The following is a 15,285-nucleotide window of genomic DNA, read 5'->3' on the forward strand; positions in this document are numbered from 1 at the left end:
TTAGTGACAATCGCCGGTGGTTGTACTGGCGCAGCAATCGCTGGCTTTTTTCCGCGTGGCCAGCAGATTGACATCCACCCGGCTACGCGCCCGGCGCAGCAGTCCCAGCACCACAACGTTAAACAGGATCACGGCCAGGATACAAACCAGACTGTAGCGCGGATGCTCACTGTAGCTGGCGACCTGGTAGAACAGGGTTGACAGCGAGTAGGCGATGTTCAGCCCCCACAGAATGGAGAAGCCCATCCAGCCGCGGCTCGATTCACGGGCAATTGCCCCCATTACCGAGATGCAGGGAACATACAGCAGGACGAAAATCAGGTAGCTGTAGGCTGCCGCCGCGCTGCCAAATTTCGCATCCATGACGCCCATTGCGCCAGTCGCCATTTCTCCGTCGCCTTTGCTGGCTTCAATAGGGTTCGCCAGTACGCTCAGGCTGAAAGTATCTTTCAGGCTCTGCCAGGTTTCATCCAGCGCGCTCAGCAGCTCATCGCCAAGATTAAATTCAGCCGGATTAAATTCCTCATCCTGAATGTTTTCTGCGGTATAGAGCGTGTTGAGTGTACCGACCACCACTTCTTTCGCCATCGCACCCGTGAACAGCCCAACCGTTGCCTGCCAGTTGTCTTCATGAACACCAATCGGTTTAAAGATGGGAGTGATGACGCGACTGACGGAGGCCAGCGCCGAATCGTTGATATTATCGACAATCTTGCCGCTGAGTGAAAAGCTGTTAAACGCGCTCAGGAAGATGCTGACAATGACGATCACTTTACCGGCGCGCAGCACAAACCCTTTCAGGCGCTGCCAGGTCTGGATGATCAGACTCTTGATATGCGGGACGTGATAAACCGGAAGCTCCATAACAAACGGAGACGCTTCGCCACGCATGATCGTGTGTTTGAGCATCAGGCCGGTCAGAACCGCCATCACAATGCCCAGCACATACAGGGAGAACACCGCCAGCGCGCCGTTCTGCCCGAAGAAGGCCGCCGCAAACACGGCGAAAATCGCCAGTCGTGCCCCACAGGACATGAACGGTGCCATCATGATCGTCATCAGACGCTCACGTGGCGCATCCAGGGTGCGGGCCCCCATCACCGATGGCACGTTGCAGCCAAAGCCGACAATCAGCGGGACGAATGATTTGCCCGGCAGTCCCAGCGCCTGCATCAGACGGTCCATCACAAACGCTGCGCGCGCCATGTAACCGGAGTCTTCGAGGAACGAGAGGAACAGGTACATCATGCCGATCTGCGGAACCAGCGGCAGAACGGTGTTAATCCCACCGCCCAGCCCTTGGGCGAGGAAAATGGTCAGCCAGTCCGGGAAGTGAAGGGTATAACCGATCCACTGGATACCGTGAATAAAAATCGCCACAGAGCCAGCATCAAAAATCGGGGCCAGCGCGCCGCCAATGTTAATGGCAAGCAGGAACATCAGGTACATCACAAACAGGAAGATCGGCAGACCGAGAAAACGGTTGAGGATGATTTTATCCACCGCCGTTGTAAAGCGGCTGGGTTCTGCTGTTAAAGTATTGCTCACCACGTCGCAGATCGCCGCAATGCACTGGTAACGCGCATCGGCGATATGCAGTGCCGGGTCGTCCATCTCGTCGCTCAGATGCGCCAGCGAAATATCCAGTTGCGCAGCAGCGTCACCGGCGTATGCCCGGCTGTAGATATCCCCTTCCAGCATTTGCAGGCCGAGCCAGCGGCGCTGTTGTACCGGCATTTCTTTAGCCATGGCGTTTGCCAGTTTATCGGCCTCACGCAGCAGCGGCTGGGCGTAATGCACCAGTTCAACGTTTTCGTTCTTGCTGTGGCGGTCAATCGCCAGCTTCAGCGCTTCGATACCGCGTCCACGGGTAGAAACCAGCGGGACGACCGGGCAGCCAAGGCGGGTTGAAAGGGCATCGATATCAATGCGGATTTTCTGTTTTTCCGCAATGTCGAGCATGTTGAGTGCAACAATGCAGGGAATGCCCAGCTCAAGCAGTTGCAGCGTCAGATAGAGGTTACGCTCAAGATTTGAGGCATCTACCACGTTAATTAACAGGTCGGCGTCGCCGCTCAGAATGTAGTGGCAGGCAATCTGCTCATCCAGAGAGGTTTGCGAAGAGATGGTAGTGAGCGAATACGTGCCGGGCAGATCGACCAGCGTGACCTGATGATCCGTGGTCGTGAATTGCCCCTCTTTACGTTCCACGGTGACCCCAGCCCAGTTGCCTACGCGCTGGCGCGCACCGGTCAGTTGGTTAAACAGGGTTGTCTTGCCGGAATTTGGATTACCAATTAAGCCAATGGTTAATTTTTTCATCGTTATAGACTCACTGTATTAACAGGAAACCGCTTCCACTTCTAATAATGCCAGGTCTTTTTTACGCAATACCAGGCTAACGCGACGCGTTTCAATATGGACAGGATCGCCTAAGGGGGCGACGCGCACCACGTTAAATGAGGAACCCGGGAGCATGCCGAGGGAAAGCAGTTTCTGACGGTATGCAGGACTTATTTCTCGGGAAAAACCAGTGATTTTCCACGCAGTATCTGGAGCAAATTGCATAAGAACCTACTTGTTTCTCGCTAACTGGATGTTTACCTCATGGGGCAAAGGGGCGCGGCATGAGACCAGATGATTAGCCAACGAAGGAAAGAGTAAATAATCAACAATGCAATGATAATGAGAATGGTTTTTATCTTCAACCGATTAAATGTGACGGAATGTAGGTTTGAATAATAATCTGCGTCATTTTTGATATGGCTCAAAAATAATAACCAGCAGGTGAAATGATTTGAATTCTTAATAAATTAACGTTGTTAATGTTTAATTAAGGTTTCATCTGTTAATGGCGTGATAAATATAACGCGATGGAGAAGGTGGATGCGGTAAAGGGCCGGACAGGGCGGTTCCGCCGCCATCCGGCACTCGATCTAAACTTAACGTTTTTTACCCATTGCTGCCGCCAGCGCATCCATCATCGCGCTGTTACCGGCGGGCTGCGCTTCACGAGTACGTGGTTTTGCCGCTTTCGCTGCCGGACGATCATTGCCGCCGCCGCGACGGGCATTGGTTTCACCCGGCTGTTCGTCCAGACGCATCGTCAGGGCAATACGCTTACGTTGCAGGTCAACTTCCAGTACTTTCACCTTCACGATGTCGCCCGCTTTCACCACGGTGTGGGGATCGTCAACAAACTTGTTCGACAGCGATGAGATGTGAACCAGTCCATCCTGGTGAACGCCGATATCCACAAACGCACCAAAGTTGGTGACGTTGGTGACGGCACCCTCGAGAACCATCCCCGGCTGCAAATCGTTCATGGTTTCAACGCCATCGGCAAACTGCGCGGTTTTGAATTCCGGACGCGGATCGCGACCTGGTTTCTCCAGCTCTTTGATGATGTCACTGACGGTCGGGACACCGAACTTGTCGTCGGTGAAATCGACGGCTTTCAGATTGCGCAGTTCGCTGCTGTTGCCCATCAGATCTTTCAGCGCCTGTTGGGTTGCCGCCAGAATACGTTCCACGACCGGATAGGCTTCCGGGTGAACGGTGGAGGCATCCAGCGGGTTATCACCGTGGTTAATACGCAGGAAGCCTGCGCACTGTTCGAAGGCTTTCGGTCCCAGTCGGCTGACTTTCAGCAGTTGCTGACGATTCTGGAACTGCCCGTTCTCGTCGCGCCAGGCCACGATATTCTGCGCCATCATTCGGGTCAGACCGGCTACACGGGTTAACAGCGGAACCGATGCCGTATTCAAATCAACGCCGACGGCGTTCACACAGTCTTCCACTACCGCGTCCAGCTTACGGGCTAACTGTGTCTGGCTGACGTCATGCTGATACTGACCGACGCCGATCGATTTCGGATCGATTTTCACCAGCTCAGCGAGCGGATCCTGCAGACGGCGCGCAATAGAGACCGCGCCGCGCAGCGAGACGTCGAGATCCGGGAACTCCTGGGCTGCCAGTTCTGACGCGGAATAGACTGACGCCCCGGCTTCGCTGACGATCACTTTCTGCGCCGTCACTTTCGGGAACTGTTTCTGTACATCGAGGAAGAAGCGTTCGGTTTCACGCGAGGCGGTGCCGTTACCAATCGCCACCAGTTCCACATTGTACTTCTCACACAGCGCAGCCACTACCATGGCGGCTTTCGCCGCCTGACCGGTGTGAGGATAGATGGTATCGGTGGCGACCAGCTTACCAGTGCCATCCACCACGGCGACTTTTACCCCGGTACGCAGACCCGGATCGAGGCCCATAGTGGCACGCAGACCCGCTGGTGCCGCCATCAACAGGTCGTGCAGGTTGCGGGCGAATACGTTGATTGCTTCGTCCTCCGCGCGCTCGCGGACAGTCCCCATCAGCTCGGTCTCGAGGTGCATAAGCACCTTGATACGCCACGTCCAGCTCACCACGCCTTTGCGCCAGCTGTCTGCCGGTGCGTTGTTCAGACGCAGGCCGAGGTGATCCATAATGATCTGCTCGCAGTAGCTCTCTTTCGGCGGCTCATCGAACTGCGGATCGGCATTCAGCGAAAGCTGCAACACGCCTTCATTACGGCCGCGGAACATTGCCAGCGCACGGTGAGAAGGCACGGAGGCGATCGGCTCGTGATGATCGAAATAGTCGCGGAATTTTGCGCCTTCCTCTTCTTTACCGCTGACTACGCTGGCAACCAGATGGGCATTTTTCCACAGATAGTCACGTACCTTCGCCAGCAGCGCGGCGTCTTCGGCAAAGCGTTCCATCAGGATATAGCGTGCGCCATCAAGCGCGGCTTTGCTGTCGGCAACCCCTTTCTCTGCATCGATATATTTTGCCGCTTCGGTGTCCGGATCGTGTGACGGGTCGTTCCACAACAGGTCGGCCAGCGGTTCCAGACCGGCTTCAATCGCTATCTGTCCACGGGTGCGGCGTTTGGGTTTATACGGGAGGTAAAGATCTTCGAGTTCGGTCTTACTTAACGTGCCGTTGATGGCAGTCGCCAGATCATCGGTCAGTTTGCCTTGCTCGGAAATGGACTTGAGAATGGCCTGACGGCGCTCTTCCAGTTCGCGCAAATAGCCCAGTCGGGTCTCCAGATTACGCAGTTGCGTATCATCCAGGCCGCCGGTGATTTCCTTACGGTAACGTGCGATAAACGGCACGGTGTTCCCTTCGTCAAGCAGGCGAACGGCAGCGGTGACCTGGTCGGCCCGGGCCTGAATTTCACCCGCAATAATGCGGCAGAAAGAATCATTCATCATGGATTGGCTTCATCTACTGAGTAAAAAATCAGGGAACAGTTATACGGATTGATGGGCAAAAACGCCAGCCATAGCGCGGGGCTTCGGATTGTTCCTGCTCATTTTTCGTATTCGATCGCATTCACGTACCAGCTTGCTTCCCCACCAGGCGTGTTGACCACCGCGAGATCGCCGACCTCTTTTTTCAGCAGCGCGCGCGCCATCGGCGAGTCGATGGAGATATAATCTTTGCGGCCAAAAATTTCATCGTAGCCGACAATCCGAAAGCGACGGGTATCGCCATCGTCATTCTCAATTTCTACCCATGCGCCGAAAAACACTTTGCCTTCCTGCTGCGGGGAGTAATCGACGATCTTCAAATTCTCCATGCATTTAGTCAGGTAACGGACGCGTCGGTCGATCTCACGCAGGCGCTTTTTATTATACTGATAGTCGGCATTCTCACTGCGGTCACCCAGACTCGCCGCCCAGGTCACCTTTTTTGTGACTTCCGGGCGTTCTTCACGCCAGAGGTAATTAAGCTCACTTTTGAGTTTTTCGTACCCTTCCCGGGTGATCAGAGGCGTTTTCATCTTATTGATTACCTTTAAGTCTGTGACGAAGCGCACAATTCGTATTACGTCACCCTGATAACAGAATAAATAATGTGCTGCGCGTTTCATTGTATACTTAAGCTGCTGTTAAATATGCTTTGTAACAATTTAGCCTGGAATTCATACCAGAATTCGCTGGTGACGAACGTAAGCTTTTTTAAGAATACATACCTTCAATTGTTGCGAACCTTTGGGAGTACAAACAATGCAAGAGAACTATAAAATTCTGGTGGTCGATGACGACATGCGCCTGCGCGCGCTGCTGGAGCGTTATCTGACCGAACAGGGCTTCCAGGTTCGAAGCGTCGCTAACGCCGAGCAAATGGATCGCCTGCTAACCCGCGAATCTTTCCACCTTATGGTACTGGATCTGATGCTGCCGGGTGAAGATGGCCTGTCTATTTGCCGCCGTCTGCGCAGCCAGAGTAACCCGATGCCGATCATCATGGTCACGGCGAAAGGGGAAGAAGTTGACCGTATTGTCGGGCTGGAAATCGGCGCCGATGACTATATCCCGAAACCGTTTAACCCACGCGAACTGCTGGCGCGTATTCGGGCGGTGCTGCGTCGTCAGGCGAACGAACTGCCGGGCGCGCCTTCTCAGGAAGAGGCGGTCATCGCTTTTGGTAAGTTCAAATTAAACCTGGGCACTCGCGAAATGTTCCGTGAAGACGAGCCGATGCCGCTCACTAGTGGTGAATTTGCGGTACTGAAAGCGCTGGTGAGCCACCCGCGCGAGCCGCTGTCCCGTGACAAACTGATGAACCTGGCGCGTGGTCGTGAGTATTCCGCAATGGAGCGTTCCATCGACGTACAGATTTCTCGTTTGCGCCGCATGGTGGAAGAAGATCCCGCTCATCCGCGTTATATCCAGACCGTGTGGGGCCTGGGTTACGTTTTTGTACCGGACGGTTCTAAAGCATGAGGCGAATGCGCTTCTCGCCACGAAGTTCATTTGCCCGCACGCTGCTGCTCATCGTCACCCTGCTGTTTGTCAGTCTGGTGACGACCTATCTGGTGGTGCTGAACTTTGCGATTCTGCCGAGTCTCCAGCAGTTTAATAAGGTCCTGGCCTACGAAGTGCGTATGCTGATGACCGATAAACTGCAACTGGAGGACGGCACGCAACTGGTGGTGCCTCCCGCTTTTCGCCGGGAAATTTACCGTGAGCTGGGGATTTCTCTTTATTCCAACGAAGCCGCCGAAGAGGCGGGACTGCGTTGGGCGCAACACTATGAATTTTTAAGCCATCAGATGGCGCAGCAGCTGGGCGGGCCGACGGAAGTGCGCGTTGAGGTCAACAAAAGCTCGCCGGTTGTCTGGCTGAAAACCTGGCTGTCACCCAATATCTGGGTGCGCGTTCCGTTAACGGAAATTCATCAGGGCGATTTCTCCCCGCTGTTTCGCTATACGCTGGCCATCATGTTGTTGGCAATAGGGGGGGCGTGGCTGTTTATACGTATACAAAACCGACCCCTTGTGGATCTCGAACATGCCGCGCTGCAGGTAGGGAAAGGCATTATTCCACCGCCGCTGCGTGAGTACGGCGCCTCTGAGGTCCGCTCGGTGACCCGCGCCTTCAACCATATGGCAGCCGGGGTGAAGCAGCTCGCGGATGACCGAACGCTGCTGATGGCGGGGGTCAGTCACGATCTCCGCACCCCGCTGACGCGTATTCGTCTGGCGACAGAGATGATGGGCGAGCAGGATGGTTATCTGGCGGAGTCCATCAATAAAGATATCGAAGAGTGCAACGCGATCATTGAACAGTTCATCGACTACCTGCGCACCGGGCAGGAGATGCCGATGGAGATGGCCGATCTCAACGCCGTGCTGGGCGAAGTGGTGGCGGCAGAAAGTGGCTATGAGCGCGAAATTGAGACGGCGCTTCAGCCGGGTAGCATTCAGGTGAAGATGCACCCGCTGTCTATCAAGCGTGCAGTCGCCAACATGGTGGTGAACGCTGCGCGTTATGGCAACGGATGGATCAAAGTCAGTAGCGGGACGGAACCGCATCGCGCCTGGTTCCAGGTGGAAGATGATGGCCCCGGCATTAAGCCTGAGCAGCGTAAACACCTGTTCCAGCCGTTTGTCCGTGGCGACAGTGCGCGTAGCACCAGCGGAACCGGTCTGGGACTGGCGATTGTGCAGCGTATCGTGGACAACCATAACGGGCTGCTGGAGATCGGCACCAGCGAGCGGGGCGGGCTCTCTATCCGCGCCTGGCTACCGGTTCCTGTGGTCCGCGTCCAGGGGACGACTAAAGAGGCGTAAAAAAAGGGAGGCGAAATGCCTCCCTTGTTATTTTTACTTTATCCGGACTGACTTACAGCTTCGGCCCGGCACTGACCAATGCTTCGCCTGCTGGCGTATCGGTGTATTTCTCGAAGTTCTCGATGAACAGTTTCGCCAGCGCAGTGGCTTTTTCCTGCCACTGTTCCGGAGACCCGTAGGTATTACGCGGGTCGAGAATACGGGTATCCACGCCTGGAAGTTCGGTCGGGATCGCCAGATCAAACATCGGCAGGTTGAAGGTTTCTGCATCGTCCAGAGAACCGTTCAGGATAGCGTCGATAATGGCGCGGGTATCTTTGATGGAGATACGTTTGCCCGTACCGTTCCAGCCAGTGTTGACCAGGTATGCCTGCGCACCTGAGGCCTGCATGCGTTTCACCAGCACTTCAGCATACTGCGTCGGATGCAGCGACAGGAATGCCGCGCCGAAGCAGGCGGAGAAGGTTGGCGTCGGCTCGGTGACACCGCGTTCCGTACCCGCCAGTTTAGCCGTGAAGCCAGACAGGAAGTGGTACTGCGTCTGGTTGGCGGTCAGGCGAGAAACCGGTGGCAGCACGCCAAAAGCATCAGCGGTCAGGAAGATCACCTTCGTGGCATGGCCGGCTTTGGAAACCGGTTTAACGATATTTTCGATGTGATAGATAGGATAGGAAACGCGGGTATTCTCGGTTTTCGAGCCGTCGTCAAAATCGATAGTCCCATCGTCGCGCACGGTGACGTTTTCTAACAGCGCATCACGGCGGATAGCGTTGTAGATTTCCGGTTCCGCTTCTTTCGACAGCTTGATCGTTTTTGCGTAGCAACCGCCTTCAAAGTTGAACACGCCATCGTCATCCCAGCCGTGCTCGTCATCGCCGATCAGACGGCGTTTCGGGTCGGTGGAGAGGGTGGTTTTCCCGGTGCCGGAAAGACCGAAGAACACCGCAACGTCGCCTTTCTCGCCCACGTTGGCGGAACAGTGCATGGAGGCAATGCCTTTCAGCGGCAGCAGATAGTTCATCACCGAGAACATACCTTTCTTCATTTCGCCGCCGTACCAGGTACCACCAATCAGCTGGATACGTTCGGTCAGGTTGAAGGCGACAAAGTTTTCGGAGTTCAGACCCTGCTCTTTCCACTGTGGGTTCGTGCACTTCGCGCCGTTCATCACGATAAAGTCAGGCTCAAAGCCTTCCAGTTCGTCATCGCTTGGGCGGATGAACATGTTCTTCACGAAATGCGCCTGCCACGCCACTTCGGTAATGAAGCGGACAGAGAGGCGAGTATCGGCGTTTGCGCCACAGAAAGCATCAACGATAAACAGACGTTTACCGGAAAGTTGTTTAGTGACTAATCCTTTCAGGTGCTGCCAGGTTTCCTGGGATAGCGGTTTGTTGTCGTTCTTGCCTTTTCCTTTGTCGGACCACCACAGCGTATCACGCGTGGTGTCATCACGAACAATGTACTTATCCTTCGGCGAACGTCCGGTGAAAATACCGGTATCAACTGCAACGGCACCCAGGTTCGTCAACACACCACGCTCATAACCTTCCAGGCTTGGGTCTAGCTCTTCCTGATAAAGGGTTTCATAGCTGGGGTTGTAGACGATATCCTGAACGTCGCTGATACCATAAGCCTTGAGATCTTGCGGGGTTAATCGTTTCACGCGCATATCACTGCTCCTTAGCCAATATGTATTACCTGGAATAGTAAGGTTTTTTTGGGGGTGTTAACCGCGACAAGGCTCATAGATTTACTTATCTGGACAAAATCACGATTGACTGAAAACGCTGTGACTCCAGTCACGAAGCGGGGCTTATTATGGCAGGAATGACTTTTTAGTTGTGGAAAATGTTCCTAAAAGGTTAAGGATTAGTATTTTTCACGGGAATGTTGTGAGTGTAATCGCATTCATGCGAGAAATTAACAAACCACTTACATACAAAATATCGATTCACCACGAAAGAAAATTTTAGCAAAAAGTGCGGAATTTAGTGCGGACGGTCGGAGACGCATCGCGTCATCCGACCGGTTCAGGATATCGATCAGTGAACCTGCGGATCGGCAGGGGAGGCGTTATTACGGATCTCGGCAATATCCATGGCATTGAACAGGTAGTGGCTCCCGCAATAGTCGCAATGCATATCGATTTCGCCTTCTTCCGCCAGAATGCTATCCACCTCTTCGTCCGGCAGCGTTTTCAGTGCGCCAGCACAGCGTTCGCGCGAGCAGGTGCATTTGAACTCAACGTCCTGCGGATCGTAAAGGGTGACCTCTTCTTCGTGATACAGACGCCACAGCACTTCATTGGCTGGCAGGGTCAGTAGCTCTTCCGCCTTGATAGTTTCGGTCAGCGTGGCCAGATGGTTGAAGTCATCCGCTTGCGCATCCTGGGCTGGCATCACCTGCAACAGCATTCCGCCGGCAGCGGCTTTCCCGTCAACATCACCGGTACGAATGAACAGACGGGTTGGCAATTGCTCAGAACGCAGGAAGTAATCTTCCAGACATGCTGCCAGCGTATCGCCTTCCAGACCGACAACGCCCTGATAACGCTCGCCTTCTTCCGGGGTAATGGTAATGACCAGATAACCATTACCGACCAGCGTTTTCAGGTCAGCATCTTCCGGGATCTCGCCCTGGACGCGCGCCACACCACGCATCTGCTGATTGTTGTTGCCGTTGATCACCGCGAGGCTCAGCGGACCATCACCCTGGAGCTGAACGGTGATATCACCGGCGAACTTCAGCGTCGCCGTGAGCAGACTGGTGGCAACCAGTAACTCCGCGAGAACGGTTTTCACTGGCTGCGGATAAGTATGGTTTTCGAGGATCTGTTGCAGGGTTTCCGATACGGTTACCAGTTCGCCGCGCACGGCAAAATTTTCAAACAGATAGCGGTGTAATTGGTCATGTTGCGGCATAATCATCTCTCTAGCGGGCGACAGTTATTCACTGTCGCCGTGTTTAAATCGTAACAGGTCACGGCGTTCTTTTTTGTCCGGTCGCCTGTCCGGGTGCGGCATGGTCAGAGCGTTAAGCTTACGCGCCAGCGCCATTTTTTCGCGTTTCTCTATGCTTTCCGTTGTCTCTTCGTACAGAGTGACGGCTTCGCTGGCCGGACGACGCTGCTCGGTGATCGCCTTGATCACCACCGTTCGCTCGTCGTTGCCCTGACGCAGCGTTAGCGTGGCGTTCAGTTCGACGATCTTGCTTGGCTTACTGCGCTGTCCGTTATAGTGAACTTTCCCGCCGTCCACCATTTCGCGGGCCAGTGCGCGGGTTTTATAAAACCGCGCAGCCCAAAGCCATTTATCCAGTCTGACCTCAACCGAGGGCTTCTCTTTCATGGCGTCTCCTTCACATCAGTGAGGGGATCAGTCGGCGGTAGTCATTCAATGACGGATGGCGCGCATACTGTTTTTCCGCAACGCCAGAGTCGGGGTTAGTCACGCCGAGGCAATAACGAATACCAAACTTCGCCGCCGCATCGAGAATAGGTTCGCTATCGTCGATAAACAGCGTTTTCTCTGCACTCATTCCCGTTTCTTCCGCCACGGCGCGCCATAACCGCTGATCCTCTTTGGGATATCCAAATGTGTGGGTAGAAAGTAATAAATCAAGGTGTGAGGCCAGACCGGTATGCTCCAGCTTCACGGCCAGATTATGCGGATGCGCATTGGTCAGCAAAATCCGCCGTTTACCGCAGGCTTTGAGCGCGTCTAAAAAGGGGATTGTATCGTCACGTAACACCGCTCGCGGCCCCATTGCGGTAGTCATCGCGCAGATATCCAGACCCAGACGGTCGCTCCAGTAATCAAGACAGTACCAGTTTAGCGTATGCTGCACGGCATGATATTCCTGGCGGATGCGTTCCTGCGCCTCTTGTGGCGAGATCCCGTTCTGCGCGCCGTAGGTCTCAGGCACCAGCTTTTGCCAGAAGTAGTTATCAAACGCCAGGTCGAGCAGCGTGCCGTCCATGTCTAACAGAACGGTATCCACGTTCTGCCAGGCAATATCATTATGCATGGGAACTCTCCAGAAGAAAACGCGATGCGGCACAGGGTAGCACACCCGGTGCCGCAGACATGTTATCAGATGAGGCTTTCCGGAGCGCTGATGAGCTTCGGATTCAGACAGCTTTCATAGTACTGTTGAATCTCCATCATGCGGGTGCGATGACGCTGGTAGCGGCGGAATGCCTGTACGCCATTATAGAGTGTGCAGGCTAACATCGTCAGCATCAGCAGCGTGGTGCCGAGGTAACGCCACAAACCAGAACGATCAGGGATGCGGTGCAGGGCGATATGCTGCGTGCCATTGGCGTCAGTATAGATATTGGTGACAATCCCTTCGGCGCTAAACGGCGTGTTCATCAGCATTTGTGCCAGTCGCTGGAAGGCGCTCCACTGTTCCTGCGCCGGGTAATCGTACAGCGATACGGTCGGCCAGGGCTGATCGACCAGATCGCTGCCTTCATCGCTGACAATCAGGAATCCGCCAGGAGCGGGACTGTTCAGCGATTGGGCGGCGCGGGCGGTCTCGCGGGTAATAAAGGGCGCCGTGGAGGTGGTAACCAGATTGTCGAGCGATTCGGCGCTGACGGGACGCAGCAGAACGTTAACACCATCCAGTTTGCCCGCGTTGGCCCGTTTCACCAGCGCGCTCCAGTCTTTACTGTTCCCCAGGTTTACCAGCGCATTTTTGAGGCGTACGCACTCGTCTTCTGCCGCGCACAACTCGGCGGTTTTCAGGACGATATCGCCAAAATCATCCAGCAGCACCATGCCCGATTTCTGAATGGCGGAGCGCAAGGCCGCGCTGACGCGAGAGTCATCTTCCGGTTTGGGGTGCAACTGGCGGTTAACGGCCTGCGAGAGCGCAGTGGCTTTGTTCACTAGATCGGATTCCGGCAACGGTAGCGCAGGGGCGTCATTCCAGATGATTTGCGAGCAGTCAAACGGCATAAACGGTGAACTGGTTTGTGCGCTCCAGGTGCCCTGCGCATGAATATTACACATGCCGGTCCCGCGAAGATTTAACGTGTCGCCGACGCGCACGCCGGACTGTTCAAGCTGTTTTACGCTGGTCGCTTCGATGGTTTGTGCACCTTTCATCCACGACAGCGTGAACTTAATCGGCATATCGAGCGGGATCCAGAATAACAGCATCATCAGCACCAGCAGTGAGCCACCGGCGATGATCGTGCTGCGTACCCAGTGCTGCAACGGGAAGTGTTTAACCTCGTCATGCAGGGATAAAAACCGTCCCTGACGCACGACGTGGCGATCGAGATAAATATCAATATCTGTTTGCTGGCCGAGATCTTGCGCAATGTAAGGCTGCCAGTGGCTTGGATACACCAGGTCGATAATCCCCAGCGAGATATTGTTGATCTGCTCCTGGTCATTTTCGCCAAACAGTCCCCAGCGGCGCGGCGTTCCCCGCAGGCAGTGAATTTCGCGTAGTGCGGATTTCGATGGCGGCGCGAATAAGCCCCACAATCCTGCCGCCAGCAACAGCACGGCTCCGCCCACCATCCACGGCACAAAGACGTCCGGCGTAACCAGACAGAAAAAGAATAGCAGGAAGGCGGCGACAATTAACAGCGCTTCGCGGAAACCGGCCGGGCGGCTGAGCGCATATTCTTCATGCGTCTCCTGACGAATGTTCAGCAACTCAATTTGTTCGCTCTCTTCGCCGCGAATCGACGCCTGTGTGGATGTGGTCGGTTGCAGCGCGTAACCACGCGCCTCCTGCATATACTCTTGCAGGGAATGACCATTTAGCGAGATCACCAGCGGCAGCGTATCGGTGTGGATCAACTCAACGCTGTTTTCATCATTAATGTACTGTTCCCAAAAGGGAGGCAGATGGACTTCGACGGAATCGAGGTAGTAGCGCCACTTATTCGGATCGTCCGTCGTGATGCCGTAGCGGGTGATTGAGTGGGTCAGAATGATGACGTTATTGCTTTCAGCATTCAGCGTCAGGGAAACAGGGGCTGCGCTGGCACCCGTCGGACCGGGTACCTGCTGGATTTGACTCAGGCTATCAAGATAATTTTCAACGGCGCTGCGTTCTTCAGGCGTGAGTTTGCGCGTTGCCGCCTCTGAGAATGCATTTGTCCACGGCAGCTTACGCCGTCTGGCACGAACGTTAAGTCGCCACCAGGCCAGCAATGCGCAGACCAGCAACGCCGCTAAAAAAATCAGAATGGTGCTCATGCTTTCCCCATCTTACTTAATCTGTCAGGTGTGGTCAGTCGCACCCTGTCACAATGAACGTGATCCCGTGGTTGGCTATCGGCAAGCATGGAGTTGAACTTGAGCATTTTTCAGCGCATCCCAGTGAATGCTGATGATAGCAAAACCTGCAAAAGCGGAATATCAGCAAATTCCTGGACCTATTTCAACCTATTGACTTTTAATTTGAAATAGGAATTATATTTTTATTAGGTTACATAAATGTAAATAACTGGCAATTCGCATTGCCGAAACCGTGTTGCGTATCGCACAATAACGACTGATTTCACGGCATAGATTCTCACGATGAGCAAATCATTACAAAAACCCACCATTCTGAACGTCGAAACTGTCGCGCAGTCGCGGCTATTTAGCGTTGAAAGCGTGGACCTCGAATTCAGCAACGGCGTGCGTCGTGTCTATGAACGGATGCGTCCCTCGACCCGTGAAGCGGTAATGATTGTTCCGATCGTTGACGATCACCTGATTCTGATTCGTGAATACGCGGTGGGAACGGAGTCCTATGAGCTGGGCTTTTCCAAAGGGTTGATCGACCCGGGTGAAAGCGTGTTTGAAGCGGCGAACCGGGAACTGAAAGAAGAGGTCGGGTTTGGGGCAAACGATCTGACTTTTTTAAAAAAACTCAGCATGGCGCCGTCTTACTTTTCCAGCAAGATGAATATCGTGGTGGCGGAAGACCTTTTTCCCGAGTCACTGGAAGGCGATGAACCCGAACCGTTGCCGCAGGTGCGCTGGCCGCTGGCGCATCTGATGGATCTGCTGGAAGACCCCGACTTTACCGAAGCACGAAACGTGAGCGCGTTGTTTCTTGTACGCGAATGGCTGAAAGGGCAGGGACGGCTGTAAACGAGCACCCTGAAGGAATGAAAAAAGGCGCCGCAGCGCCTTTTTTAT

General features: G+C 54.3%; 12 protein-coding genes. 3 read left to right on the plus strand and 9 right to left on the minus strand.

Annotated features, from left to right (window positions below; translation table 11 throughout):
* The 4 genes from feoB to greB all read right to left on the minus strand — a co-directional run bounded on the left by feoB (position 1) and on the right by greB (position 5,830).
* Entirely contained in the window at positions 1 to 2,322 is a 2,322-nt protein-coding gene (gene feoB / locus ACQ0PY_RS01800; protein WP_042998428.1) for a Fe(2+) transporter permease subunit FeoB, read from the minus strand.
* A gap of 18 nt (positions 2,323 to 2,340) precedes the next feature.
* Positions 2,341 to 2,568, minus strand: coding sequence for a ferrous iron transporter A (gene feoA, locus ACQ0PY_RS01805; protein WP_042998427.1), 228 nt, complete (start codon positions 2,566 to 2,568; stop codon positions 2,341 to 2,343).
* Positions 2,569 to 2,942: 374 nt separating this feature from the next.
* Positions 2,943 to 5,258: a Tex family protein gene (locus tag ACQ0PY_RS01810; RefSeq protein WP_054176473.1), complete on the minus strand. Its 2,316-nt coding sequence runs from the start codon at positions 5,256 to 5,258 to the stop codon at positions 2,943 to 2,945.
* 98 nt (positions 5,259 to 5,356) lie between these two features.
* Positions 5,357 to 5,830 (minus strand): transcription elongation factor GreB, encoded by a 474-nt coding sequence (gene greB / locus ACQ0PY_RS01815; RefSeq protein WP_109739773.1) that lies wholly within the window; start codon positions 5,828 to 5,830, stop codon positions 5,357 to 5,359.
* A gap of 226 nt (positions 5,831 to 6,056) precedes the next feature.
* Between greB and ompR the strand changes: the two genes are divergently transcribed.
* Both ompR and envZ read left to right on the plus strand, forming a co-directional pair.
* Entirely contained in the window at positions 6,057 to 6,776 is a 720-nt protein-coding gene (gene ompR / locus ACQ0PY_RS01820) for an osmolarity response regulator transcription factor OmpR (protein ID WP_001157751.1), read from the plus strand.
* The gene (envZ, locus tag ACQ0PY_RS01825; protein WP_042998424.1) at positions 6,773 to 8,125 is read left to right on the plus strand and encodes a two-component system sensor histidine kinase EnvZ; all 1,353 of its coding nucleotides are present in this window, start codon (positions 6,773 to 6,775) and stop codon (positions 8,123 to 8,125) included. Before ompR ends, envZ begins: the two co-directional genes overlap by 4 nt.
* Before the next feature lie 52 nt (positions 8,126 to 8,177).
* On the opposite strand, the gene pckA is transcribed toward envZ, so the two are convergent.
* The 5 genes from pckA to igaA form a co-directional block, all read right to left on the minus strand.
* Positions 8,178 to 9,797: a phosphoenolpyruvate carboxykinase (ATP) gene (gene pckA / locus ACQ0PY_RS01830; protein ID WP_042998423.1), complete on the minus strand. Its 1,620-nt coding sequence runs from the start codon at positions 9,795 to 9,797 to the stop codon at positions 8,178 to 8,180.
* A 373-nt stretch (positions 9,798 to 10,170) separates the two neighbouring features.
* The gene (gene hslO / locus ACQ0PY_RS01835; protein WP_043001765.1) at positions 10,171 to 11,049 is read right to left on the minus strand and encodes an Hsp33 family molecular chaperone HslO; all 879 of its coding nucleotides are present in this window, start codon (positions 11,047 to 11,049) and stop codon (positions 10,171 to 10,173) included.
* A 24-nt stretch (positions 11,050 to 11,073) separates the two neighbouring features.
* Positions 11,074 to 11,475 carry a ribosome-associated heat shock protein Hsp15 gene (hslR, locus tag ACQ0PY_RS01840; RefSeq protein WP_044253504.1) on the minus strand — a complete coding sequence of 134 codons (402 nt, stop codon included), beginning with the start codon at positions 11,473 to 11,475 and terminating at the stop codon, positions 11,074 to 11,076.
* A 10-nt stretch (positions 11,476 to 11,485) separates the two neighbouring features.
* The gene (gene yrfG, locus ACQ0PY_RS01845) at positions 11,486 to 12,154 is read right to left on the minus strand and encodes a GMP/IMP nucleotidase (protein ID WP_109739774.1); all 669 of its coding nucleotides are present in this window, start codon (positions 12,152 to 12,154) and stop codon (positions 11,486 to 11,488) included.
* 65 nt (positions 12,155 to 12,219) lie between these two features.
* Positions 12,220 to 14,352 (minus strand): intracellular growth attenuator protein IgaA, encoded by a 2,133-nt coding sequence (gene igaA, locus ACQ0PY_RS01850; protein ID WP_044263804.1) that lies wholly within the window; start codon positions 14,350 to 14,352, stop codon positions 12,220 to 12,222.
* 324 nt (positions 14,353 to 14,676) lie between these two features.
* On the opposite strand from igaA, the gene nudE reads away from it, so the two are divergent.
* Positions 14,677 to 15,237: an ADP compounds hydrolase NudE gene (nudE, locus tag ACQ0PY_RS01855; protein ID WP_042998419.1), complete on the plus strand. Its 561-nt coding sequence runs from the start codon at positions 14,677 to 14,679 to the stop codon at positions 15,235 to 15,237.
* Positions 15,238 to 15,285: the final 48 nt, after the last annotated feature.

Source organism: Citrobacter sp. LST-B2 (assembly GCF_057983045.1).